The 24,224-nt window shown below is 69.4% G+C and carries 20 protein-coding genes; 14 read left to right on the top strand and 6 right to left on the bottom strand.

Annotated features, from left to right (window positions below):
• Window positions 1-3: 3 nt before the first annotated feature.
• From ABWO84_RS09670 to rfbB, 8 genes are all read left to right on the top strand, one after another.
• Window positions 4-357 carry a VanZ family protein gene (locus ABWO84_RS09670; RefSeq protein ID WP_353114323.1) on the top strand — a complete coding sequence of 118 codons (354 nt, stop codon included), beginning with the start codon at window positions 4-6 and terminating at the stop codon, window positions 355-357.
• 115 nt (window positions 358-472) lie between these two features.
• Window positions 473-1,687 (top strand): glycosyltransferase family 4 protein, encoded by a 1,215-nt coding sequence (locus ABWO84_RS09675; RefSeq protein WP_353114324.1) that lies wholly within the window; start codon window positions 473-475, stop codon window positions 1,685-1,687.
• Window positions 1,688-1,690: 3 nt separating this feature from the next.
• On the top strand, window positions 1,691-2,995 hold the full coding sequence (locus ABWO84_RS09680) for an O-antigen ligase family protein (RefSeq protein WP_353114325.1): 1,305 nt from the start codon (window positions 1,691-1,693) through the stop codon (window positions 2,993-2,995).
• Entirely contained in the window at window positions 2,992-3,984 is a 993-nt protein-coding gene (locus tag ABWO84_RS09685; protein WP_353114326.1) for a glycosyltransferase family 25 protein, read from the top strand. The genes ABWO84_RS09680 and ABWO84_RS09685 overlap by 4 nt, the downstream gene beginning before the upstream one ends.
• Window positions 3,981-5,429, top strand: coding sequence for an MOP flippase family protein (locus ABWO84_RS09690; protein WP_353114327.1), 1,449 nt, complete (start codon window positions 3,981-3,983; stop codon window positions 5,427-5,429). Before ABWO84_RS09685 ends, ABWO84_RS09690 begins: the two co-directional genes overlap by 4 nt.
• An 83-nt stretch (window positions 5,430-5,512) precedes the next feature.
• A complete protein-coding gene (locus ABWO84_RS09695; RefSeq protein WP_353114328.1) occupies window positions 5,513-5,899 on the top strand; it encodes a hypothetical protein in 387 nt (128 codons plus the stop codon).
• A gap of 48 nt (window positions 5,900-5,947) precedes the next feature.
• Window positions 5,948-7,951, top strand: coding sequence for a DUF4012 domain-containing protein (locus tag ABWO84_RS09700; RefSeq protein ID WP_353114329.1), 2,004 nt, complete (start codon window positions 5,948-5,950; stop codon window positions 7,949-7,951).
• A gap of 39 nt (window positions 7,952-7,990) precedes the next feature.
• Complete coding sequence (gene rfbB / locus ABWO84_RS09705; RefSeq protein ID WP_353114330.1) at window positions 7,991-8,986, top strand: dTDP-glucose 4,6-dehydratase; 996 nt, start codon at window positions 7,991-7,993, stop codon at window positions 8,984-8,986.
• Window positions 8,987-9,148: 162 nt separating this feature from the next.
• On the opposite strand, the gene ABWO84_RS09710 is transcribed toward rfbB, so the two are convergent.
• Entirely contained in the window at window positions 9,149-11,761 is a 2,613-nt protein-coding gene (locus ABWO84_RS09710; RefSeq protein WP_353114331.1) for a CLIPPER-2 domain-containing protein, read from the bottom strand.
• 192 nt (window positions 11,762-11,953) lie between these two features.
• Between ABWO84_RS09710 and galE the strand changes: the two genes are divergently transcribed.
• Window positions 11,954-12,970: a UDP-glucose 4-epimerase GalE gene (gene galE, locus ABWO84_RS09715; protein WP_353114332.1), complete on the top strand. Its 1,017-nt coding sequence runs from the start codon at window positions 11,954-11,956 to the stop codon at window positions 12,968-12,970.
• Between the two features lie 44 nt (window positions 12,971-13,014).
• On the opposite strand, the gene ABWO84_RS09720 is transcribed toward galE, so the two are convergent.
• Window positions 13,015-13,455: a GtrA family protein gene (locus ABWO84_RS09720; RefSeq protein ID WP_353114333.1), complete on the bottom strand. Its 441-nt coding sequence runs from the start codon at window positions 13,453-13,455 to the stop codon at window positions 13,015-13,017.
• 70 nt (window positions 13,456-13,525) lie between these two features.
• Between ABWO84_RS09720 and ABWO84_RS09725 the strand changes: the two genes are divergently transcribed.
• The gene (locus tag ABWO84_RS09725) at window positions 13,526-14,311 is read left to right on the top strand and encodes a glycosyltransferase family 2 protein (RefSeq protein ID WP_353114334.1); all 786 of its coding nucleotides are present in this window, start codon (window positions 13,526-13,528) and stop codon (window positions 14,309-14,311) included.
• The gene (locus tag ABWO84_RS09730) at window positions 14,311-15,780 is read left to right on the top strand and encodes a hypothetical protein (protein ID WP_353114335.1); all 1,470 of its coding nucleotides are present in this window, start codon (window positions 14,311-14,313) and stop codon (window positions 15,778-15,780) included. Before ABWO84_RS09725 ends, ABWO84_RS09730 begins: the two co-directional genes overlap by 1 nt.
• Window positions 15,781-15,794: 14 nt before the next feature.
• Here ABWO84_RS09730 and ABWO84_RS09735 read toward each other — a convergent pair whose 3' ends face one another.
• From ABWO84_RS09735 to ABWO84_RS09745, 3 genes are read right to left on the bottom strand one after another with little or no spacing between them, the layout of a single operon-like run.
• Window positions 15,795-16,481: an endonuclease/exonuclease/phosphatase family protein gene (locus ABWO84_RS09735; RefSeq protein WP_353114369.1), complete on the bottom strand. Its 687-nt coding sequence runs from the start codon at window positions 16,479-16,481 to the stop codon at window positions 15,795-15,797.
• A complete protein-coding gene (gene truA, locus ABWO84_RS09740; RefSeq protein WP_353114336.1) occupies window positions 16,481-17,338 on the bottom strand; it encodes a tRNA pseudouridine(38-40) synthase TruA in 858 nt (285 codons plus the stop codon). The genes ABWO84_RS09735 and truA overlap by 1 nt, the downstream gene beginning before the upstream one ends.
• Window positions 17,339-17,360: 22 nt before the next feature.
• Window positions 17,361-18,869: a class I adenylate-forming enzyme family protein gene (locus ABWO84_RS09745; RefSeq protein ID WP_353114337.1), complete on the bottom strand. Its 1,509-nt coding sequence runs from the start codon at window positions 18,867-18,869 to the stop codon at window positions 17,361-17,363.
• Between the two features lie 126 nt (window positions 18,870-18,995).
• Between ABWO84_RS09745 and ABWO84_RS09750 the strand changes: the two genes are divergently transcribed.
• Window positions 18,996-19,622 carry a TetR/AcrR family transcriptional regulator gene (locus ABWO84_RS09750; protein WP_353114338.1) on the top strand — a complete coding sequence of 209 codons (627 nt, stop codon included), beginning with the start codon at window positions 18,996-18,998 and terminating at the stop codon, window positions 19,620-19,622.
• A complete protein-coding gene (locus tag ABWO84_RS09755) occupies window positions 19,619-21,241 on the top strand; it encodes an acyl-CoA dehydrogenase family protein (protein WP_353114339.1) in 1,623 nt (540 codons plus the stop codon). The genes ABWO84_RS09750 and ABWO84_RS09755 overlap by 4 nt, the downstream gene beginning before the upstream one ends.
• A 1-nt stretch (window position 21,242) precedes the next feature.
• Here ABWO84_RS09755 and ABWO84_RS09760 read toward each other — a convergent pair whose 3' ends face one another.
• Window positions 21,243-22,865 (bottom strand): AMP-binding protein, encoded by a 1,623-nt coding sequence (locus tag ABWO84_RS09760; protein WP_353114340.1) that lies wholly within the window; start codon window positions 22,863-22,865, stop codon window positions 21,243-21,245.
• A gap of 104 nt (window positions 22,866-22,969) precedes the next feature.
• On the opposite strand from ABWO84_RS09760, the gene ABWO84_RS09765 reads away from it, so the two are divergent.
• On the top strand, window positions 22,970-23,800 hold the full coding sequence (locus ABWO84_RS09765; RefSeq protein WP_353114341.1) for a helix-turn-helix transcriptional regulator: 831 nt from the start codon (window positions 22,970-22,972) through the stop codon (window positions 23,798-23,800).
• The last annotated feature ends 424 nt before the right edge of the window (window positions 23,801-24,224 follow it).

Genomic DNA, 24,224 nt, shown 5'->3' on the forward strand with positions numbered 1-24,224 from the left:
GTCGTGCTTCTCGGCCTTGTGGCCTTCTGGCCGGAGCATGTGGACAAAGGCATCTCCCCTCTCCTCGCCAGGGTCACCAAGGCCATACCCTTCATCACGTACGACCGGATGGAGTTCGGGGCCAACATCGCCTTGTTCCTCCCCTTCGGCGTCCTTCTCGCGCTGCTGCTCTCCCGCAGGAGATACCTTGTTCTGCCGATCTCCTTTCTCGCCTCCCTTGCGATCGAGTCGGTCCAGGCGCTTCTGCTCCCCGGCCGTACGCCGAGCGTGATGGACATCGTCGCCAACACCGCCGGCGCGTGTGTCGGCCTTCTCGCGGTAGAGTTGATCCAGTTGCGAAGACGACGGCCCCGATGACGGCAAGCCCAGACCGAGCAGCGATCAGTTCCGCCGATCCATCTTCCGAAGAGCGTCACATGTCTGCCTGTGTTGCCCCTGGTCTGGTCATGCTGACCTTGCGGGGGCAGGGACGATGAAGGCGACACCGCCCGCGCAGCACGTCGACGTGGCCGCGCTGCTTCCCGCTCAGGAACGTTTCGACGGCGAAGGAGGCGCGATCGCGACGTGGGTACGCGAGACCTACGCGCTTTCTCGCTACACGACGGTCGTCGCGTGCCCGTACTCCAGCGTCAGCTTCGCCGGCGCGCAGCAGGTGACCTCCCACCCCGTGTACCGGGCGTTCGACGTGGCGATGAGGGGACTCTCTCGGGCGCTTGCGTTTGCCGCGCGAAAGTCGTTCGCTGCGGCGTACTACCGGATTCTGCCGGAGAAGATCTGGGTCTACTCGGCCTTCCGCAAGATCAAGGACGCCCGTCTGGTGCACGTTCACAACCGACCGCACTACGCACGGATGCTGCGAGGTTTCGGGTACCGGGGCGTCATCATGCTGCACATGCACAACGACCTCACCGGGTACGTCTCGAAGAGCGCGGCGGGCGAGGTCTTCGAGAGCAACGACGGTGTCGCGTTCTGCAGCGAGTTCATGATGGACAGAGCCCAAGGGGAGTACCCCGAGGCCTCCGGCCTCGTCGTCATACCGAACGGGGTGTCGCGACGCCAGATCACGCGGCAGGAGCGGGGCGACCGCGATGGATCGGTGAAGCTGATCTACGCCGGTCGCATCATTCCCGAGAAGGGCCCGCTCGAGGCCGTCGCCGTCTGCGCAGAGCTTCGGCGCCGAGGGGTGGACGCACGCATCGACCTGGTCGGCGGCACCGGCGCCGGCTCGGACAATGCGCCCAGCCCGTATCTCTCCCAGGTGCTGAAGGCCGCCCACAAGCTGAACGCCGATGCCGGAACCGAGGTCGCACGTGTGCTGGGCCCGAAACCCCATTCCGAGGTGTTCCAGCTGTTCGCCGAGAACGACTTCTTCGTCTACCCCTGTGAGTGGGAAGAGCCGTTCGGCATGGTGGCGCTGGAGGCCATGGCCAAGGGCTGCGTGCCGTTCGTGCCGCGGAAAGGCGGCCTGCCGGGCGTGGTCCAGGGCGGCGGTGTGGTCGTCGACGCCGGGCCGGGAGAGACCGTCGCCGCTTTCGCGGATGCGATCGAGGACCGGCTGGGTTCGAGTACGATCGATGAACTGCGTCAGCGCGGATGGACGCGCGCGGAGCAGCTCACCTGGGAGAGCATCGCCGAGGTCGCAGACGGGGTGTTCGAACGAACCCTCTCCGCGAGATCTTGGGAGTAGAAGATGGTGCTAGAGAAGCATCGCCCCGGGCGTATGGAGAAATCGTCCGCAGCTGTGGCCGGCAGCGAGTCCGAATTGCAGATCAAGCAGCGAAAACGACGTCGCCTGCAGTTCGCGGTGCTCGCACTGGCGCTGTTGTGCACCACGACGCTCGGCTGGGCGGTCTCGCTGTTCCAGACGGGGCGTGCCACCGGGCTGATCGACACGACAGCTTCCGTGGCGCTGACGCCGCTGGGTTCCACGATTCGCGAGAACTTTCCGATAGTCCTCTACGCTGTCGCCATCCTGATCCTCCTGACCAACCTCCGGTCCCTCAAGGGCCGGGCGATGAGAGGATTCGTGCCCGCGCTCCTCGGGGTGCTGCTGCTGTACGTCGCCTCTGCCACCGCAACGCAGAACATCACCTCGACCCTCACCTTTCTGACGCTCATCGCGCTCATCGCGCTCACGGTATGGTCAATCGGGCTCGAGGTTGGAGACCTCGTGGTGCTCGGGCGAATCGGCTTCGCCATCGCCGTGGTGTCGCTGATCATGGCCGCCACGACAGACAAGGCGTGGAGCGATGAAGGGGAGATGACCAAGGGCCTTCTCACCGACGCGACGCTCGCCGGGTTCTTCCCGCAGATGAATCCGCTCGGCATGTCGATGGCCATCACGCTTCCGTTCGTCTTCATGTTCAAGCGAAGGTGGGTACGGGTCGCCGGGTTCGCGGCGGTCGCGCTCACACTGCTGATGGCGTCGAGCCGAACCGCGATCATCGCCGCGGCGATCGGGCTCGCCGTCGGTATCGTGCTTCGAATCACCCGGCGGAGATCCCGGGTCTTCCTGGGGTATGTCGCCGTGATCTTGATCCTCACGGTTTCGGTCGTGGTGCCGGTCACCGCGGGCAGCGGCGCATTCACCGGGCGAGGCGACATCTGGCACGCATCGCTCTCGCTGATTCCCGACAAGCCCATCTGGGGCTACGGCCCGAGCGCGTATATGCACGGCGGCGCCGTCTCGAACATTCTGGGCGTTGCGCACTGGCACGGTCACAACATGTGGATCACCTTCATGGTGATCGGCGGAGTCGTCGGGCTCGTGGCATTGGCCCTCTTCTGGTTCCCGGCACTGCACACGTCGTTGCTCATCGCCCGGGAGGGGAATCTGGTGCCGGCCACGGCGCTCATGACAACGCTCGCGCTCGGTATCGCCGAGGTTCAGATCCGACCGAGTGAGTTCGACGGTGTCGCCTGGGTCTCCTGGGTCTCGCTATTCGCGATCGCCATGCTGGTGCGGAAGCCGCGAGAAGCGACACAGGAGGGATGACATTGCCGGTCTTGACACTGATTATCGGCCTTGAACGCAACTACCGAGGCGCACCTCTGGGAGAGCAGCTCGCGGCGATCGGGGTGACCCACGAGCGGTCCCCCGGCGTGGAGGGCTCCTTCAACGGCAAGAAGGTCACGGAGTACACGCATGAGCCGGCGGCGGCCGCTCTGTTCGGTCGCCCGCTGACCACCGGGGAGATCGGTTGCGCACTCGCCCACCGAGTCGCCTATCAGCGCCTGCTCAGCTCGGATGCCGAATGGGCACTGGTGTTCGAAGACGACGCCCGGATCGTGCGCCCGGATGAGCTTGCCATGCTCTTCGCACGCTTCGAGGTACTCGAGCCCTATGGTTCACCCGCGATCTTCGCGCTGTACGGTCGTCAGGTGACCGCGTACCCTGACAGCGGCGTCACAACGGGGAGCTCTCGGATTCACGAACTCCTGCGTCCGCCGATGACCGCGACCGCGTACTTCATCAACAGAGCGGCGGCGCAGCACATCCTCGACACCGGGTTGCCCCTGCGGAACCCCGCCGATTGGCCGATCAGCGTCGCGGGAAGAGTGCAGTTCGCTACCGCCTGGCCCTGGCCCGTGATCCCTGACGAGGTGGAGGTCGAGTCTTCGATCGGGCAGCGCGACACCGGGGATCGGCAGGGAGCCGCGAAGTCGCTGAACCGTCTGCAGTCCTTGATGTATCTGAAGTGGTTCAGCAAACGTCCGTATTACCGCTCCTTCGGCGAATATCACGAGTGGGAGATTCGCCGTCGCGTGGTCGCCGCCGTCATCGGCTCCGGTGATCCGTACCGGGTTCCCGACGATGCAGCCGACCTTCCCGTCGCGAGGAAGCCGGCTGTCGCGATCGACCGAATTCTGGGTGGGCACCGGCCGGGCGCGCTGCTACGGCACGTGTTGGGCAAGCAGACTGACGGCCTCAGGTCTCCGCGCGAGAGCGCCGGCACCGTGAGTCGGGAGCTGCCCGACTCGTGACAAGCCTCAAACGCACCACATTCTCCGGGTCGGTGTGGGTGGGGGCATCCGTTCTCGTAGCGGCGGTGGTCCAGCTGCTGCAGATGTCCTCCGTCGCCCGAACACTGCATCCGGCGCAGGTCGGTGTCGTCGCCGCCAGCCTGGTCGTGCTGGCCCTCGCCGACACGATCGCGAGCATGGGCATCGCCAACTCCATCATCCAGCGGCAGGATGCGTCGCGGCGCGAGCTCTCCTCGTTGTACTGGATGAACGTCTTCGCGGGCGCTCTGATCGCCGTCGTGCTGTTCCTCTCGGCTCCGCTCTTCGAGTGGTTCTTCCGCATGCCGGAGCTCGGTTCGCTCGTGCAGGTGATCGGGCTCAGCTTTCTGATCTCTCCACACGGGCAGGTCGCGCGGGGCATGCTCGAGCGGCACATGAGGTTCAAGGTCGTGTCGGTGATCGAGATGATCAGCTCTCTGATCATCCTCGTCGTCACGGTCGCGCTGATCGCCGTCGGCGTCGGGCCGATCGCGGTGGCGATCGCCTACGCGAGCTCGGTGAGCGTGAAGGCGTTGCTGTTCCTGATCGCCGCGCGGAAGATGTTCTTTCCGAGTCTTCACTTCAGGTTCGATGAGACGAGGCGCTTCCTGTCGTTCGGCATCCTGAGCAGCGTCGACACGATCATCGGCTTCTTCGCAGCGAATGTCGGCAGCTTCGCGGTCGGGCGACTGGTGTCTCCCACCGCCCTCGGCGGCTACAACCTGGCGTTCACCTACGCGGTCACGACGCCGGCCAGACTGAATGGCGTGGTCACGAGGGTCATGTTCCCCGCGATCTCGCAGATGAGGGGCGACCAGCAGCGCCAGGCTCGCGCCATTCGCAATGTCATCGGCACCGTGACGATGGTCAACGCACCGGTTCTGCTCACGCTCGCCATCGTCGCGGGACCGTTCGTCCAGGTCTTCTTCGGCGAATCCTGGTTGTGGATCGCCGGTCTGGTGCAAGTGCTGGCCGGCGTGGGGATCACTCGCGCGATGGGCAACCCCATGGGGGCGATTCTGATGGCGCTCAACCGTATGGGCGTCGGAGTGATCGTCAATGTGATCAAGTCGACTTTTCACGTCTTGATCGTGATCGCCGCGACGGTGATCTGGGGAGTGTACGGAACCTCCTACGCGGCGCTGTTGATGGGGGTCGTCACGATCATCGTGAACCTCGTGCTGCTGCGTGCGCTGGCCGGCATCCCGATCCGTGACGGCCTGGTGGATCACCTCAAGCCGCTCGTCCTGGCGGTGCCCATGGTGATCGTCGGGTTGGCGACGATGTGGGGCTTCACAGCACTGGGGGCGCCGGCCGTTGCGACGCTCTTCGGGGTCAGCGCCATCTGCGCAGCCAGCTATGTGGCGACTCTCTGGATCGTGAAGGACCCGCTTGCCACCGAGCTGCTTTCCGTCGTGAAACGCTGATCGCCACCGCGGCGTCTGCAGGGTTTTCTCGAGAAATCCGCGATGCCGGCGTAATGATCTCCCTCTCCCCTCGTCTCTCTTTTGTGCCCCTCCTAACGATCTCCCCCGACGACACGGCTTCCGCCCGCTCCGATCTCGATGCGGACGTCGAGCACGAGCTCCGACGCGGCGAGGTCTTCGCCGTGACCCTCCCCCGCAGCGCTGCCCGTATGCTGCACGTTCTCGCTTCGTCGGTGTCGGAGGAGGCGCGAACCGAAGCCCCGGTCCGCCATCGGCACCTCGGCGGGCTGCGCGATCGAAGGGTGTGGACGAGGCTCTCCGCGATGCGTTTCATCCGCCGGGAGAACGACAGGATCCTCCCGACCGTCGCCGGCATCGGTGCCGCCTATCCTTACCTCGCCGGACTCGACTCCGGTCCGGTCTCTGCGGCGACACTCCGCGAGCTCCGCCGAGCCGAGCTCGTCGCGTGATGCCGTCGTGACAGCGCTCGAACAGCACCGGACCATAGAATCGCTGGTGTGACCAGTCGTCGAGAGGCCCGCGAGGCGCGCGCTGCGGCCGAGGAGGCCGCAGCTGCAGCACAGGTTCCCGCGTCCGAGAACGCCCCTCGTTCATCGGATGCGGTGGCGCTCGGCTGGCTCGACGATGTGCGCGCGTCGAGCGCCGGATCATCGTCGTCCGGCCCCGATGATGGTCTCTCCGACCTCGACTCGCTCCTCTCTCATGCTCGAGATGAGGAAGGCCCCAGGAAGCCGCGCCGACCGCTCATGAAGAGCGCACGGTTCTGGGTGCCGACCTCCATCTTGCTGGTGCTCGTCGTGCTCGCGATCGGCGTCGCCATCATCGGCAAGGCACTCGCCGATGATGCGTTCGCCGCGAAAGACGATCTCGAGAAGGCGATGCCCCTCGTGTCACAGGTGCAGAAGAGCATGCTCGAAGGGGACACCGAATCGGCGAAGGAGACGACGGCGAAGATCGCCGCTCTCACCTCCTCGGCCCGCGCCCGCACCGACGGAGCGCTGTGGCACAACCTCGGCTGGGTACCCGTCGTCGGCCCCAACCTGGCCGGCGTACGAGTCGCCGCCGATTCGGCCGACCGGCTGGTGCGTGAGGTCGTGACTCCGCTCACCGACGTCAGCCTCGACGCGATCGTCCCTCGGGGCGGTGCAATCGATCTCCCGCAGCTGGCGAAGCTCGCCGCTGTCGTCGAGAAGGCGAGTGCCAGCGTCGCGACGGTGCAGAAGAATCTCTCCGGGATCGATCGCGACGCGTTGCTCGGGCCGGTGAAGAGCGGCGTGGATCAGATAGACACGGCCCTCGGCAAGGTCGAGCCCATCCTGGAGCCGGTACACAATGCCCTCACGCTCCTGCCGGAGGCGCTCGGCGCGCAGGGACCGCGGAACTACCTCCTGATCTTCCAGAACAATGCGGAGTCGCGTGGAACCGGTGGCAATCCCGCCGCAATCGCCCTCCTGAACGCCACGGAAGGGAAGATCACCCTTGCGGGGCAGGTCGGCTCCAGCGACTTCAAGAACGATCTCCCGAAGCCGATCATCGACCTCGACCCGCAGACCAAGGCGCTGTACGGCGACAAGATCGGGCGCTACGTGATGGACACCACCCTCACGCCGGACTTCGCCTACACCTCGAAGCTGGTGCAGGCCTTCTGGGCCCAGCAGTCGAACGTCAAGATCGACGGGGTCGCGTCGTTCGATCCCGTCGCGCTCAGCTATCTGCTGAAGGCGACCGGACCGGTGAAGCTCCCGACCGGGCATACCCTCACCTCGGACAACGCCGTGCCCCTCCTGCTCAACGAGGTCTATTCGATCTTCCCGCATGCGAAGGATCAGGACGCTTTCTTCGCAGGCGCCGCGGCGGCGGTGTTCCAGGCGCTCCTCGACGGACACCCGCAGCCCAAGGCCCTGCTGGACGAGCTCGCACGCGCGGCGAATGAGGGACGGCTGATGTACTCGCCGAACGACCCCGAAGAGCTCAAGGTGATCGCCGGAACCCCTGTGAGCGGCAGCCTCCCCACGACCAACGCCGACGCGACCGTGATGGGGGCCTATGTCAACGACATCACCGAGGGCAAGCTCGACTACTACATGCAGCTCGCCGTCGCCGCGTCGTCCACCCAGTGCAGCGCGAAGGACGCGGCGGAGTTCACGATCAGCACGACGCTGGCCAACACCCTCAAACCCGAGCAGGTCGATGGGCTCGCCCGGTACATCTCGCCCGGACGCTTCTTCGCAAAGGGGACCGTCTCGACCGATCTCGTGCTCTACGGCCCCGTGGATGCCACGGTGAAGAGCGTGACGGTGAACGGCAAGCCGGCATCGGTCACCTCCCTGCCGCATCTCGGGCGCAATGCAGTGAAGGTGAACGTCGTGACGCCGCCGTCCGCGCAAGCCGTCGTCGTGGTCACGTATTCGGGCAAGAGCGGCCCCTACGGCCCGCTGGAGATCCGCCACACGCCGATGGTCCGCCAGACGCCGGTGAAGGTGGACACACCCGGCTGCTGAGCCGCGCGGATCCGCCCCGGCTCGAAAGCGAGATCATCGATGAGGCTGCTCGTCACCGGAGGAGCCGGCTTCACCGGCTCGAACTTCGTCCGCCACGTCGTGGAGCACACCGACCACGATGTCACCGTGCTCGACAAACTCACCTACGCAGGCAACACCGCGTCGCTCGCGGGCCTGCCCACCGGCCGGGTGCGGTTCGTCCAGGGCGACATCGCCGACGCCGAGGTCGTCGGCCGCCTCACCGGCGACGCGGACGCGATCGTGCACTACGCCGCCGAGTCGCACGCCGACAACTCGCTGCACGACCCGCGCCCGTTCCTCGACACCAACATCATCGGCACCTACACGCTGCTCGAGGCGGCGCGCCGGCATGGGACCCGGTTCCACCACATCTCCACCGACGAGGTCTACGGCGACCTGGAGCTCGACGACCCCGAGCGGTTCACCGAGACCGCACCGTACAACCCCTCCTCGCCCTACTCCGCGACGAAGGCGGGGAGCGACCTGCTGGTGCGCGCCTGGGTGCGCTCCTTCGGCGTGCGGGCGACGATCTCCCACTGCTCGAACAACTACGGGCCCTACCAGCACGTCGAGAAGTTCATCCCCCGTCAGATCACCAACGTGATCCGGGGCATCCGGCCGAGGCTCTACGGCGCAGGCCGGAACGTGCGCGACTGGATCCATGCCGACGACCACTCCTCCGCAGTGCTCACGATCCTGGAGAACGGCGAGATCGGGCGGACCTATCTCATCGGCGCGGACGGCGAGCGCAGCAACAAGGACGTCGTCGAGCTGATCCTCTCGCTCATGGGCGAGCCTGTCGACGCCTACGACCAGGTCGTCGACCGCGCCGGCCACGACCTCCGCTACGCCATCGACTCCACGCGCCTGCGCACCGAGCTCGGCTGGATGCCGCTGTACGGCGACTTCGAGAAGGGCCTCGCCGCGACCATCGACTGGTACCGCGGCCACGAGGAGTGGTGGGCGCCGTCGAAGGACGCCACCGAGGCCTTCTACTCCGGAAAGGGCCAGTGACGGCGTTCGACAAGAACCCCTGCCGACCCTGTGCCTTCCTGCCCATCCGGCGTCTTTCCGGCGCACGCAACGCCCAGGGTCGACGGCATCGCACCGGGCCGACGACACTGCACGAAGGGTCCGAGGGATCCGGAGATCCCTCGGACCCTCAGTCCAGGCCGATCAGCTCTGGGCGCGTCGGCGGCGGAGGAGCAGTCCGGCTCCGACCCCGACCAGGAGCAGGGCTCCGGCGGCAGCGCCGATCATCGGCTCCGACCCGGTGCTGGCGAGCCCGCCCTTCCTCGGAACGACCGTGTCGACCTTCACGGTGGAGGCGTGCTCCGGGACCACCTCGGCCCCGGCCGGGTCGATGCCCGCAGCCGTCGCCGTGTTCGTCAGCGGCGTCCCCGTGAGGTCCGCCTTCACGACCGTGTATGGCGCCGTGCACTCCCGGGCCGCACCAGGCGCCAGTCCGTCGCCGGCGTCGGCGCAGCGGACCGACCCGAGGCTGCCCTCGCCGTCGAAGAGCACCTCGACGGGCTCGACCTCGTGCAGCGTGACGTTGCCGGTGTTCGTGATCGAGAAGGTGTACCGGATCTCCTGCCCCTCCTCGCTCACCTCCTGGACGTCGGCCGTCTTCACGATCGTCATCGCGGGCGCGGCGGCGATCACGACCTCCGCCGTCGACTCGTCCGACTCAGGACGGGAGCCGTCGGCGGCATCGGCGGTCGCCGTCGCCGTGTTCTCGATGCGGCCGGTGTCGACGTCGGCCTGGGTCACGACGTAGTCCGCGGTGCAGACGGCCGAAGCGCCGGGCCGCAGCGTGCCCGCCGGGCAGTCGACCTCACCGAGCGCACCGACGCCGGAGAAGGCACCCTCGACGATCGACGGATCGGACAGCGTGAGATTGCCACTGTTGGTGACCTCGAACTCGTACCGGATCACGTCGCCGGCCCGCTGCGGAGCCTTGCTCGCGACCCTCTTGACGAGGTCGATCGCCGGAGCGGCGTCGATCACGACCTCCGCCGACGACGGATTCGAGTCGACGGCGTCGCCGTCGGGGTCCGTCGACGTGGCGGTCGCGGTGTTCGACACCTCACCGCGGTCGACGTCCTCCTGTGTCAGACGGTACTCGGCGGAGCAGATCACCGTCGCGGCCGGCGCGAGCGCCGTGGACGGGCAGTCGACGGCCGAGAGCTCGCCGGTGCCGGAGAACATCCCCTCGACGATGCGCACCTCGGACACCGGGACGTTGCCCGTGTTCTCGACGACGAAGCGGTACTCGACCACGTCACCGGCGTGCCGGTCCGGCGACCCGGAGGCCGACGCCGACTTCTTCAGCGTCAGGCCGGGAGCCGGCGCGGTCAGCGGAGTCTCCACGGTGTTGGAGGTGGCGGTGACGCGGGCGTCGTCGTCGCTGCTCCCGGGAGGGAGCGCCGAACCGGTCGCCGTGTTCCGCACCAGACCGGCCGCGAGGTCGTCGGCCGTCACGGTGTACTCCCCGGACGTGCACGTCGTCGACTCCCCGGGCTCCAGGACGGACTTCTCGCAGGTCACCGCGCCGACCTTGGGGTCGGACAGGCGGAGATCGTGCAGCGTCAGCTCACCGGTGTTCTCGACGGCGAAGGCGTAGGTCAGGCGATCGCCCGTGCTGATCAGGCCGTCGTGGTTCGCATCGATCCGCGCGCTGAGCGACTTCACGATCGCGAGGGACCGCGCCTTCGCCGTGTTCGTCACGGTGCACACGATGTCGTCCCCGGCCTTCGGGGTGATCGAGCGGGTGGCACCGCTGCCCCGGAGCATCACGGCACTGCCGTCGGTGCGGTTGACGCACGTCCAGGACGTGGCGTAGTTCGATGCGGTCGTCGGCGTGCCGGCCGTCGGCGTCTCCCGCAGCGTGAACGCCCCGACCGGAAGAACCGGCTGCGATCCCGTCGTCGCGGTCGCCGCGTCACCCGTCGACGCAGCGCCGATGACCGTCCCGGCCGGCGACGCGATGGAGAGATCGACGGAGTCGGCCGGATCGACGCGGCCGTCGAAGGACTTCCGGAGCTCGATCTTCGCGAACTCGATGCCGAAGGCCACGTTCTGCGACCCGCCACCCGTCAGATCTGCCGAGATCCAGGTGGCGTCGGACGCCTGGAGGATCGGCGCACCGGGCTTCTCACCGTTGCAAACGACCTCCGTCGTGCCGATGCCGACCGGGATGCCGCAGCCCCTCGCGCCCTCCGCGAGGTCGCCGAGCATGCCGAAGGCGGCGTCAGAGCGCCAGGTGATGCCCTCGTTCGGGGCCATCGCCTCCGCATCCATCGTGAGCAGCGCGTATCCCGAGTCGATCCGCGCCCCCGCGGGATCGGCGAGAGCGACGTTCTTGAGCGTGTAGCGGGTGGTGCTCGCGTTGCCGGAGGCGAGCGCGGGCTCGCCACGGACGCCGGCGTAGACGGTGCGCCCGAACACGGAACCCGACCAGGTCGGCACAGACGCCGCGAAGGCGCCGGCCGCAGGCCCGGAGCCGCTGATCACCTCGTAGGACAGGTCGAAGTCCACCCGGTATCCGCCCGGCAGCGGGATACGGACATGCTGTCCGGCGGGCGATCCCGCCTGCGTCTGATCGAACGACGCGAAGTCGAGCCAGCAGATCGAACCCGCGTGCGGCCCTCCGACTCCGAAGGAGCAGCCCGCCGGGTCGGCCGCCTGCGCAGCCGGTGCCGCGACACCGAGTCCGCCCGCCACTGCGCCGATCAGCGCGACAGCAGCGAGCGCGACTCGCGACGGCCACCGCTTCCGTTCTCTCATCCAAGACATGTCAGTACCTACCCCCAGGGAGACTGCGATCACGGGCACTGCGATGGCAGGCCCCGAAGCGCGATCCTGACAGGCGGCGGATCCGTGGCGCGGGAAATGCCGGATCATTCACCCGCGATCTCACCTCCCGTCGGCTGGACGCCTCCTGGGAGCCTCCGCGCGGCACGCCCCTAGGATCAAGGCATGCATGTTCTCGTCACCGGCGGCGCCGGGTTCATCGGTTCGCACACGGTCGTCTCCCTCCTCGAGCGCGGACACCGCGTCACGATCGCGGACGACTTCGACAACAGCTCCCCGAAGGTGCTCGACCGCATCGAGGCGATCACCGGCATCCGTCCCGAGCTCGCCGAAGTGGACCTGCTCGACGAGGCCGCGTTCGATGCGGCGTTCGCCGCGGCGAAGCCCGACGCCGTCATCCACTTCGCGGGCCTCAAGGCGGTCGGCGAGAGCGCGGCCGATCCGCTCCGCTACTACGCGCACAACCTCGGCAGCACCTTCTCGCTGCTCAGGGCGATGAAGCGCCACGACGTGAGCACGCTCGTCTTCTCATCCTCGGCGACGGTCTACGGCGACGTGCAGCAGCCGCCCTACACCGAGGATGGAGGACGACTCGACGCCACCAACCCCTACGGCATGACCAAGGTGATGCTCGAGCGGATCCTCCGCGACATCGCCGGCGCGGAGTCCGGCTGGCACATCGCGCTGCTGCGCTACTTCAACCCGATCGGTGCGCACGAGAGCGGCCTCATCGGCGAGGATCCCAGCGGGATCCCGAACAACCTCGCACCGTACATCCTCCAGGTGGCCGTGGGCCGCCTCCCCCGCCTGAGCGTGTTCGGGGACGACTATCCCACCGCCGACGGAACCGGCGAGCGCGACTACATCCACGTCGTCGACCTCGCCGAGGGACACGTCGCCGCGCTCGAGAAGCTCGCGACGACAGAGGGCGCCCGGGCCTGGAACCTGGGCACCGGGACCCCGACCTCGGTGCTGCAGATGATCGCCGCGTTCGAGGAGGCCAGCGGCCGGCCGATCCCCTACTCCGTCGGCCCCCGTCGCGCGGGAGACCTGCCTCAGAGCTGGGCCGACACGGGCCGCGCCGAGGCGGAGCTGGGCTGGAAGGCCACGCGCGACATCGCGGACATGGCACGGGACGGTTGGCGCTGGCAGGAGCAGAACCCGCGCGGCTTCTCGGACTGAAGCTCCGGGGCGGGCGTCTCGTCTCGGATGCTTTGCATCCTCGCTCAGCGGGCGGAGCGTGAAGGGCGGAAGACGATCTTGTGGTAGAGCACGAACCGGAAGAGCACGACGATCGCGATGCTGATCAGGTTCACCAGGTTCACCGCGAAGCCGCCGGGCGCACGCCCCAGCATCCACTCCGCGACGCCCACACCGGCCCACACGATCACGGCTCCGAGAGCCGTGCACACCGCGTTCGTGATGAGGAACAGCACGATCTCGGACGTCCGCCCGCGACGGTCCCGATGCTTGAACGCCCACTCGCGGTTGCCGACATAGGCGTTGACGAGGGCCACCAGTGACGCGGCCACCTTGGCCGACACCAGGCCCCATCCCCACCCGAAGTGCAACAGATTGAAGACGCCGACCTCGATGACCGTGCTGATCGCGCCGACGACGAGGAAACGGCTGCCCACGCCGGCAAGCCTCCGCAGTCGCTGACGCATCTCCATAGCCTGACTAGACTACTCGGGTGCGGCTCCGCACACCGTCCGTCCGACCCGGCTGGGGGATCGAGTGACACTCAGTCGCATCGTCGTCGTGATGCCCGCCTACAACGAGGCCGAGGGCATCCGCGGCTTCATCGACGAGCTCCGCGACTCCCTGTCCCCGCACGCCGCAGAGGTCGTCTTCGTCGTGGCCGACGATCGGTCGACCGACGGCACGGCCGATGCACTCTCCGGCCTCGACGACGTGCGCGTCGAGACGCAGCCGCAGAACCGCGGCCACGGCCCCACCGCCCTCGCCGCCTACCGCGCCGGCCTGGCACTCGAGCCCGCGCTGATCGTGCACGTCGACGGCGACGGACAGTTCCTCGGCCCCGACGTCGCCGCGGTCGTGCGCGCGCAGCTCTCGACCGACGCGGACGTCGTCCATGGAGTCCGGCGGGAGCGGACAGACCCATGGTACCGCCGCGCGCTGACGGGCTCGGTGCGTCTGCTGGTCGCCGTGGCCGTCGGACGGGGAGTGCCCGATGTGAACACGCCCCTGCGCGTCTACCGGCCCGCCGCCGCGCAGGCACTGGTCGGCGCGGTCCCCACGGACGCCATGGTGCCTCACGTCCACTTCTCCCTCGCCGAGGTGCGTGCGGGGATGCGGGTGCGTTACGTCCGCGTCCGCAGCATTCCGCGACGCGGGGAGTCGGCGACCGGAACCATGTGGGGCCAGGGCGCCCGCATCGCGCTGCCGCCCCAGCGCCTCCGGAGGTTCGCGCTCGCGGCCCTCGCCGAGGCATGGAGCCAGTCCCTGCGCCCTGGCGCCCCTCTGCGGGCGGTCCGGATGCCGTCGAGTCGAGTGCCCTGATGCTGCGCCGCCTCGGCACACCTCTCTTCTGGCTGCTGCTCGCCGCCCTCGCCGTGGCGAACGCCGTCGTGGTGTGGCAGAGCCTCACCGTGCTGCGGCTCTGGGAGGACGAGGCGTTCAACCTGACCGTGCCGCGCAACCTCCTCGCCGGTCTCGGCTACGCGAGCGACGGCGCCCTCTCCGGCTCGACGATCACGCCGTTCGATCCGCGGATCTCGACCGGACCCGTGGTGCTGCTGCCGATCGCCCTGCTCACGGCACTCGGCCTCGATCCGGTGCTCGCCGGCCGGCTCGTGCCCGCCGTGTTCTGGGTGCTGCTGCTCGCCGGTCTCTGGCTGCTCGGGCGTCAGATCGGAGGGCGCTGGGCCGGGCTCGCGGCCGCCGCGCTGCCGCTGGCCTTCAACACCGCCGCAGGGGTCTCACCGATCCTCGGCCCGGCGGACGTCCTGGGTGAGATCCCGGCCGCCTCCCTGCTGGTCTGGGCCCTGCTGGTGCTGCCGCGCCGGGCCTGGCTCGCCGGCCTCCTCCTCGGTCTCGCACTGCAGGCGAAGCTCATCGCCCTGCTCGCGCTTCCCGCGTTCGCGGTCGCCCTGCTCGTGCTCGGGCCGGGCCGGGGCAGAGCCCGCTGGCTCGGAGCGCTCCGGCGATGCCTCCTCCCGCTCGCCCTCGCCGCCGCGCCGACGGTGCTCTTCGAGTTCGCCGCGCTGCTCTCCCTCGGCTTCCCGGGATACCTCGACCATCTGCGCAACCTCAAGGCGTTCCTGCTCAGCGGCGGCCAGCATTTCGTCCCGACGACGCCGACGGAGAAGCTCACCGCCCTCTCTCAGGCGTGGTTCTCCCCCGGGTGGACGATCGTCCTCGCGGTCGCCGTCGTGCTGATCGGCGGCGTCGTCGTCGCGGTGTCCTCGCGGAGTCCGGAGGGCGCCGCTCCCGCCCGCGAACGGGCCGAGCTGCACGCCATCGCATGGGGTGCCGCAGTCGGCCTCCTGGCGTTCGTCGGATGGTGGGCGCAGGCCTCCCACCTGCCGGTGTGGGTGCGGCATCCCGCCGTCGGCGTCTTCGCTTTCGCACCGGTGCTCGCCGCCGTCGGGGTGCGCGCCGCGCAGTCGCTCTGGCGGCGGGGCGGCGCGCGCCGTCCCCTCGCGGCCCTCACCGCGGCCGCCGTCGCCGCCCCGCTCCTCTACGGCGGAGCGATCCATGCACAGCACGGGATCGAGCCCATCCGCGGCGAGGGCCTCGCCTCGCAGCGCGCCGCGGCCGCCCCTCTCGCCTCTTGGGTCGCCGAGCACGACGCCGACTGGCTCGCCGCACGGCCCTGGGGCTCCGCCGTGGTCTTCGTCTTCCTCTCCGGCGCGCACGTCGGCCTGTTCGACGCGCCGACGATGAAGAGGACGCCGGTGCTCACCGGGCTCGACTGCCCCGGCGAGGTGCTCGTCCGGAGCGGCGGGCTGAAGATCTGCGCGCCCTGACCCGGGGCGGGGGATCAGCGCGAGCGCGACGCCGTCGCGCGGGTGGCGGTGACGAGGATCGGGCGGTGGTCGCTGACCCCCTGCGGCAGCGCGTGCACGCCCTCGACCCGGAAGCCGACCGAGGTGGCGAAGTCGTAGTGCCCGCGGAAGACGCGATAACGGGTGTAGGTGCGGTCGTCGCTGAGCGTGAGCGCATATCCCTGCTCGCGAACGGTCTGCCCCAGGTTCTCCTTGAACACCGGATAGTTGTAGTCGCCGACCATCAGCACCGGCAGCCCCCGCCCCATCAGCTCGAGCTCGCCGAGCGCGGCGCGGATCTGCTTCCGCCGCAACGAGTTCAGCGCGGTCAGCGGAGCCGCGTGGAAGGAGGCGGCGATCATCTCGTAGCCGTCGTCGATGTCGTGCAGCCGCACGGCCACCACCCGCTCGTGCGCCGGCCGCAGCATCCGGTCGTGCAACGACTTCTTCAGGCTGATGGTGCGCACCTCGCCGGCGCGGTACATGTCGGTGCGGTAGTAGAGCGCGAGCCCGAGCCGGTTGCCCGAGGTGACGTGCGCGAGCTGGAGACCGCCGATGCGCTCGGGCAGATCCTCGGCGTCGGCCTCCTGCAGGCAGAGGATGTCCGGGGAATGCTCCGCGGCGAGCTCCCGCAGCTCCCCCGCGGCACGATGCTTGCGCAGGTTGTAGGAGATGACGCGGATCATCCGTCCTCCTCCGCGGTGCCGACCCGCCGCGCCCTGGTCTGCTCGGCGCGGGCCGCCAGCAGATCGTCCGCGGGATAGCCGACCTCGGTCAGCGTCAGACCGCGCGCCGCGAGCACCTTGAAGGCGCTGGTGCGGGTGAGCTCGTCGCGCAGCCGCGCCACGTCCTCGACACCGAGGCGCCCCTCTCCCACCGCCGCGCAGGCACCGACGAGGGCACGCACCATGCTGTGGCAGAAGGCGTCGGCCTTCACCTCGGCGATCAGCACCCCGTCGGCGTCGCGGTGCCAGCGGTAGTCGAGCAGTGTCCGGATCGTCGTCGCCTCGGGGCGGGGCTTGCAGTAGGCGGCGAAGTCGTGCAACCCGATCAGCGTCCGCGCCGCAGCGTCCATCGCGGCCTCGTCGAGCGATGCCTTGAGCATGGTCGTGTCGTGACGGCGCATCGGATCGTATCCCCCGGCCGCGTCGGCGAGCCGGTAGCGGTACCGGCGCCACACGGCGGAGAAGCGCGCATCGAACCCCTCCGGCGCGACCGTCGTGCGCTGCACCGTGGCGTCCGGGTAGGCGCCCAGGACTCCGCGCAGCCGCCTGGCGAGCGAACCGGCCGGATCGGACGCCGCCTTCCCGTGCCGGGACTGCACCCGCGCCCACTGCGACTCGTCGAGGTCGACGTGGGCCACCTGCCCGGCGGCGTGCACACCCGCGTCGGTGCGGCCCGCGACGACCAGCTGCGCCTCGCCGCCGACGATCCGCGCGATCGCGTCCTCGAGCACGCCCTGCACGGTGCGCAGACCGGGCTGCCTGGCCCAGCCGCGGAAGTGGGTGCCGTCGTAGGCGATGTCGAGGCGGATGCGCACACCGTCAGCCTAGCCGCGGAGGCTATGCGCCCAGCTGGGCGCGGAGCACGTGCTTGGTGACCTTCCCCGATGGGTTGCGCGGCAGGCTCTCGACCACCGACAGCTCCCGCGGGATCTTGTACTTGGCCAGACGGTCGGCGAGGAACGAGCGCACGTCGTCGAGGGAGAGGTCCCCCGTGGTCTCCACGACGGCGACCACGGTCTCACCCCATTCATCGTGGGGACGTCCGACGACCGCGGCGTCCGTCACCGCCGGATGCTGCCGCAGCGCCTCCTCCACCTCCGGTGAGTACACGTTCTCCCCGCCGGTGATGACGACGTCCTTCAGACGGTCGACGATGAAGAGGTAGCCGTCGGCGTCGACGCGGGCGAGGTCGCCGGTGCGATACCAGTCGCCCTCGAACGCCGCCGCGGTCGCCCCCTCGTCGTCGAGGTATCCGGCCATCCTCGTCGCCGACCGCATCCACAGCTCCCCGACGGCGTCGGCCGAGACGTCCGCCCCGTCGGCGCCGACCACGCGGATGTCGACGCCGGGCATCCCGCCCGCTCCGATCGAACCCGCCTTGGCGATCTGCTCGGCGGGGTAGAGGGCCGAGCCGACCGGACCCATCTCGCTCATGCCGTAGACCTGATAGAACGCGTCGCTCCCGTAGGCGCTCTGCAGGGCGCGCACCGTGTCGGCCCCCATCGGCGCGCCGCCGTACGCCCACAGGCGCATGGAGGAGAGGTCGAAGTCCGCGAGGGACGCCCCCGCGGTCGGGAGCACCTTCAGCGGAGCGAGATACGCGATCGGCGCGCCGAAGAACGCGGTGACGCGGTGCTCCTGCACGGTCTGCAGGAAGCGCACCGGGTGGTACTCCTTGAGCAGCACGACGGTGCCCCCGAGGTACATCATCGACAGGAACCAGTTGTTCAGCGGCGACGCATGCCAGATCGGCATCGCGATGAGGAAGCGGTCCTCACGGCGCAGCCCGACGGCGGCGGTCGTGTAGGCGGGCACGTTCGCCAGTCCGGCGTGCGTGTGGAGGCACCCCTTCGGGCTGCTCGTCGTCCCCGAGGTGTAGAGCACCTCCGCGACGGCATCGCCGTCCACGTCGACGCCATCCCATTCCTCCGCCGCGGCGACCAGGGTGTCGAACCCGCCCGATCCGTCGTCGGCGGTCGTGAGCACGCGGGCCTCCGGCGCCCCCTCGCGCACCCGGTCGGCGAGATCGACGTCGGCGACGACGACGCGCAGCCCGGAGTGCCGGGCGACGTAGGCGGTCTCATGGGCGGTGAGCTTGTGGTTGATCGGCACGAGCGCCGCCCCCGCCCGCCAGATGCCGAACGCCGCGACCACGAACGCCGGGGTGTTGTACGCCATCACCCCGACGCGGTCTCCCGGCCCGACGCCGGCGTCCCGGAGCACGGCGGCGGCGCGGCGCGATGCGGCCAGCAGTCCGCGGTAGTCCAGCGTGCCCAGCTCGGACACGATCGCGGGCTTCTCGGGGAACGAACGGGCGGCGCGCTCCAGCATCCAGGTCAGGTTCATGTCGTCCTCACGTCGTCGTGCGGCGATCGGAGCGGTCGTTGCCCCGATCGTTGAATCGTGATTCAATGCCGATATTGAATCACGATTCAACGGGTTTCGCACCCGTCGCCGATGACAGGAGGCCCGATGGGCGGGACGGATGCCGCCGGTGCCACCGGACGACGGCAGGAGCTGATCGATGCGGCGACCGGGATCGTGCGCGACGCGGGGTTCGGCGCGGCCAGCGTGAAGGCGGTCACCGCGCGCGCGGGGATGAGCGCGGGTCTGCTCTACACCTATGCGGGCAGCATCGACGACGTGCTCGCGGAGGTGTTCCGACGCTGCGCGGGCGCCGAGCTCGCGGCCGTCGACCAGGCGGTCCTCGCCGTGCCCGCCGCGGACGCCACGGCCCGCCTGGTCGCGCTGATCGAGACCTTCGCCGACCGGGCGCTGCGCGGCGGACGCCTCGCGTGGGCGCTGCTCGTCGAGCCGGTCGGGCGGGCGATCGACGAGGAGCGGCTCACCTACCGGCGCGGCTACGCCGACATCCTCGCGGAGATCGTCGAGCGGGGCATGCAGGACGGCCGTTTCCCCCGGCAGGACGCCCGGCTCACCGCCGCCGGTCTCGTCGGCGCGATCGGCGAGGCTCTGACCGGCCCCCTCTCGCCGCTGGCCTCGGAGTACGACGAGGCCGATGCCGACGCCATCATCCGCGCCATCACGCAGCTGTGCCTCCGCGCCGTCGGCGCGGAGCGGATCGAGGAGGAGCCATGAGCACGCACGAGGTCTTCAACCAGTCGCCCGCCCGCGTCGGGCTCGACGAGTACGCCGCGAACGCCGCCCTCGTCGAAGGGGTCGAGCTCCACGACGCCGGCTGGGCCCACGACGCACTCCATGCGACGGGCCGGCATGTCGGCTCCGCGGAGTTCCAGGACGACGCCCGCCGCGCGAACCGCCGGGGACCGGAGCTGCGCACCCACGACCGCTGGGGCAACCGGATCGACGAGGTGGAGTACGACCCGTCCTACCACCGGGTGATCTCCGCGGCGGTGGCCGACGGCGCGCACACCTCCGCGATCGCCGACCCGCGGCCCGGGGCGAACGTCGCGCGCGCCGCGACCTTCATGCTCTACGCGCAGATCGAGCCCGGACACGCCTGCCCCGTGTCGATGACCCACTCCGCCGCCCCCGTGATCGCACAGCACGACGCCGTGGCCGCGGAGTGGATGCCGCGCCTGCTCTCCCGCGGATACGAGGGCCGCCTCGTCCCGGGCAAGACGAGCGCGCTGTTCGGCATGGCCATGACCGAGAAGCAGGGCGGATCGGACGTGCGGGCGAACACCACGGTCGCCGCGCCGCTCGGCGACGGGAGGTACGCGCTCACCGGGCACAAGTGGTTCTGCTCCGCGCCGATGTCGGACGGGTTCCTCGTGCTCGCCCAGGCGCCCGGCGGCCTGTCCTGCTTCCTCGTGCCGCGGCTGCGCGAAGACGGCGCCCGCAACGAGATGCGCATCATGCGGCTGAAGGACAAGCTCGGCAACTCGGCGAACGCGTCGAGCGAGGTGGAGTACGACGGCGCGCTCGGCGTTCTCCTCGGCGAGGAGGGCCGCGGCGTGCGGACGATCATCGAGATGGTGACGAACACCCGCCTCGACTGCATCCTCGGCTCCCTCGCGGGAATGCGGCAGGCGGTGTCCGAGGCGTCCTGGCACGCGCGGCACCGGGCGGCCTTCGGCCGCACCCTCATCGACCAGCCCGCGATGACCGGGGTGATCGCCGACCTGCAGCTCGAGGCCGAGGGGGTCACCGCCGCCGCGCTCCGGCTGGCACGCGCCTATGACGACGACGCCACCAGGGAGGAGACCGCGTTCCGGCGGCTGGGGACCGCGGTGATGAAGTACTGGGCCTGCAAACGCGGTCCCGGCCATGCGGCCGAGGCGCTGGAGTGCCTCGGCGGCAACGGGTACACCGAGGACTTCCCGCTCGCGATGCGCTACCGCGAGCAGCCCGTGATGGCGGTGTGGGAGGGCTCCGGCAACGTGATCGCCCTCGACGTGCTGCGCGCGCTGGGACGCGATCCGGAGTCGTTCGAGGCCTTCGACGCGGAGGTCTCGCGCGCCCGCGGCGCCGACCCGCGGCTCGACGCCCACCTCGACCTCACCCGCTCCCTCGCCCGCGAGGTCGCGGCCGACCCGGAGCCCGGCCTCCGCGCCCGGCAGCTCGTCGGAGCGCTCGCCCTCGCCCTGCAGGGCGCACTGCTCGTGCAGCACGGCCCCGCTGCGGTCGCCGACGGCTTCACCGCGTCGCGTCTCGGTGCCGGCGCCGCATCGGGGCACCTCTTCGGCGCGCTGCCCGCGGGCATCGACGCCGCCGCGATCGCCGCCAGGGCCTGAGTCAGACCGGGGCGCGCTCCGTCAGCAGGGCGATCGCGGTCTCGCGCATCTCGACCTTCCGGATCTTCCCGGTGACGGTCATCGGGAACGCCTCGACGAGGTGCACATAGCGCGGGATCTTGAAGTGCGTCAGCCTCCCGGTCGCGAACTCCTTGACCGCCTCGGCCGTGAGGGGCTCCGCCCCGGGCCGCATGACGATCCAGGCCATGACCTCCTCGCCGTACTTCTCGTCCGGCACCCCGATCACCTGCACGTCGGTGATGTCGGGGTGCCGGTAGAGGAACTCCTCGATCTCCCGCGGGTAGATGTTCTCGCCGCCGCGGATGATCATGTCCTTGATCCGCCCGACGATGTTCAGCCGGCCGCCCTCGTCCATGATCGCGATGTCGCCGGTGTGCATCCATCGCGCCGCATCGATCGCCTCGGCGGTCTTCTCCGGCTCGTCCCAGTAGCCCAGCATCACGGAGTACCCGCGGGTGCAGAACTCCCCGGGGACGCCGCGCGGCACCACGCGCCCCTCCTCGTCGATGATCTTCACCTCGACGTGCGGCATCACCCTGCCGATGGTCTGGGTGCGCGCGGCGAGGTCGTCGTCCACCGAGGTCATCGTCGACACCGGCGAGGTCTCCGTCATGCCATAGCAGATCGCCACCTCGGGCATGTGCATCTCGGCGACGACGCGCTCCATGACCTCCACCGGGCACGGAGATCCGGCCATGATCCCGGTCCGCAGCGAGGAGAAGTCGAACTCCCCGAAACGGGGGTGCGCCAGCTCGGCGATGAACATCGTCGGCACTCCGTAGAGCGAGGTGCACTTCTCGTCCTGAACCGCCTGCAGCGTGCTCTCGGGGTCGAAGCCGGGCGCCGGCAGCACGATGCAGGCGCCGTGGCTGTGGGCGCCGAGGATCCCCATCACCATTCCGAAGCAGTGGTAGAGCGGCACGGGGAGGCAGACCCGGTCCTCCTCGGTGTAGCGGATGCCCTCCCCCACGAAGAAGCCGTTGTTGAGGATGTTGTGGTGCGAGAGCGTCGCGCCCTTCGGGAACCCCGTGGTGCCGGACGTGTACTGGATGTTGATCGGCTCGTCGAAGGCCAGGGTCTCCGCGATCGCGTCGAGCCGGGACCGGTCGGCGGCGGCGCCGCGGCGCAGGGTCTCGTCCCACTCGTCGGAGCCGATGTACAGCACCTCGTCGAAGCCGACCTCCTGCAGCATCCCCCGATAGTCGGAGCTGCGGTACGAGACCGCGCTGACCACGAGCCGCATGCCCGACTGACGGAGCACGAAGTCGACCTCGTGCGTGCGGTAGGAGGGGTTGACGTTCACGAGGATCGCGCCGATCTTCGCCGTCGCGTACTGGGTGAGCACCCACTCGGCGCAGTTCGGCGCCCAGATGCCCACGCGGTCGCCCTTCTCCACACCGCGCTCGAGCAGTCCCAGGGCGAGGTGCTCGGCCTCGGCATCCAGACGGGCGAAGGTCCATCGCCGCCCGGTGGCGGCCTCCACCAGCGCCTCACGGTCGGGGAAGTCGGATGCGGCGGCCTCGAGCATCTGGCCGATGGTCTGCCCGAGCAGCGTCGTCGTCGACGGAGCGGACGAGTAGGAGATATGGGCTTCATTGCGCATGGAGATCACCTTCGGGCATCCGGGGCGCCGTCGCCAGCCCCGTTCGGGGGTGGACTTCACCCCCGGCGGGTGGCACAGTGGCAGCACCGGGAGAGGGAGTCGACGTGGAATCCCCGATGATGAAGGCCCTGACGAAGCTGCGGCGCGAGCCCGCGCTGCACGTCGCCTTCGGCGGCGCGGTCACCCCGGGATCCCGGCAGTTCGCGATCACCCGCGTCTCCGGCGCCGACACCACGGTGCTCAACGGCCTGGTGATCCGCGCCGGCAACGGGCTGGGCGGGCGGGTGCTCGCCGACGCGCGGATCGCGACCGTCACCGACTACCTCTCCAACGCCCACATCACGCACCAGTACGACACCGCCGTCTCGGCGGAGCGGCTGCGCAGCATCGTCGGCGCCCCGGTCATCGTCGAGGGCGCCGTGCGGGCCGTGCTCTACGGCGCATTGCGCACCTCGACGCAGTTCGGATCGGCGGTGCTCGACTCGATCAGGGATGCGGCGCGCGGCGTGGCCTTCGACATCGCGGTCAACGAGGCCACGGATCGGCGGATGCGCACGCTCGAGACGTCCGCGCTGATGCGCTCGGCCCGCGAGACCCCGACCACCCCGGAATGGGAGGAGGTGCGGCTGGCCCATGCCGAGCTGCGCGAGCTCGCCCATCAGATCGATGACGAGGATCTCCGCACGCGCATCGACACGATCGTGGAGCGCCTGTCCGGCAGGCCGGCCGCGGATCCCGCGGTGCAGCTCTCCGCACGGGAGACCGATGTGCTGGCGCTCGTCGCGGTGGGCTGCACGAACCTGGAGATCGCCGAACGGCTCGGCCTCGAACGCGAGACCGTCAAGGGCTACCTCCGCAACACGATGCGCAAGCTCGACGCTCACCGTCGCACCGAGGCCGTCACCCGGGCGCGCACCCTCGGCCTGCTCCCCTGAACCGCGTGCGGAGCCGGTTGCGAGATCGAAAGCGCACCTTCCCGGCACTTCCGGGATGCGTTCTCGCGCTTTTCACCGAGCCCACAGCATGGTCGGGTATGCTGAATACCAGCGGCCGGTGGTATCCGGCGCATCCACGCTTCATGGTGCGGGACAGGGCTCCCCCATGACTCCTTCCGACTCTCGCCCCAAGGCCATGGCGGCCGACAACGGCGACACGCACGAATCGAATTTCACTCATCTTCACTTCATCGGGATTCTTCCCGTCTGCTTCACCTCTCCACTGGCGTCAGGCCGCGGACGACGTCTACGCGGCGACCCTGGACGGCGAGCACGCCGGCCACGTCGTCGACATGGGCGGTGCCTTCGCCGTGCACGGCCCGATCGGTCAAGGCATCGGCGTGGCCGAGACCCTCGAAGGGGC

Origin of the sequence: Microbacterium sp., from assembly GCF_040394595.1 — a bacterium.
Taxonomy (GTDB): Bacteria; Actinomycetota; Actinomycetes; order Actinomycetales; family Microbacteriaceae; genus Microbacterium.

Excerpts from the sequence above, each read along its gene's own strand:
- ABWO84_RS09750 (WP_353114338.1), top strand. The coding sequence starts at position 18,996 with ATGGGCGGGACGGATGCCGCCGGTGCCACCGGACGACGGCAGGAGCTG.
- ABWO84_RS09755 (WP_353114339.1), top strand. The coding sequence starts at position 19,619 with ATGAGCACGCACGAGGTCTTCAACCAGTCGCCCGCCCGCGTCGGGCTC.
- ABWO84_RS09730 (WP_353114335.1), top strand. The coding sequence starts at position 14,311 with ATGCTGCGCCGCCTCGGCACACCTCTCTTCTGGCTGCTGCTCGCCGCC.
- ABWO84_RS09760 (WP_353114340.1), bottom strand. The coding sequence starts at position 22,865 with ATGCGCAATGAAGCCCATATCTCCTACTCGTCCGCTCCGTCGACGACG.
- ABWO84_RS09680 (WP_353114325.1), top strand. The coding sequence starts at position 1,691 with ATGGTGCTAGAGAAGCATCGCCCCGGGCGTATGGAGAAATCGTCCGCA.
- ABWO84_RS09685 (WP_353114326.1), top strand. The coding sequence starts at position 2,992 with ATGACATTGCCGGTCTTGACACTGATTATCGGCCTTGAACGCAACTAC.
- ABWO84_RS09745 (WP_353114337.1), bottom strand. The coding sequence starts at position 18,869 with ATGAACCTGACCTGGATGCTGGAGCGCGCCGCCCGTTCGTTCCCCGAG.
- ABWO84_RS09675 (WP_353114324.1), top strand. The coding sequence starts at position 473 with ATGAAGGCGACACCGCCCGCGCAGCACGTCGACGTGGCCGCGCTGCTT.
- galE (WP_353114332.1), top strand. The coding sequence starts at position 11,954 with ATGCATGTTCTCGTCACCGGCGGCGCCGGGTTCATCGGTTCGCACACG.
- ABWO84_RS09720 (WP_353114333.1), bottom strand. The coding sequence starts at position 13,455 with ATGCGTCAGCGACTGCGGAGGCTTGCCGGCGTGGGCAGCCGTTTCCTC.
- ABWO84_RS09710 (WP_353114331.1), bottom strand. The coding sequence starts at position 11,761 with ATGAGAGAACGGAAGCGGTGGCCGTCGCGAGTCGCGCTCGCTGCTGTC.
- rfbB (WP_353114330.1), top strand. The coding sequence starts at position 7,991 with ATGAGGCTGCTCGTCACCGGAGGAGCCGGCTTCACCGGCTCGAACTTC.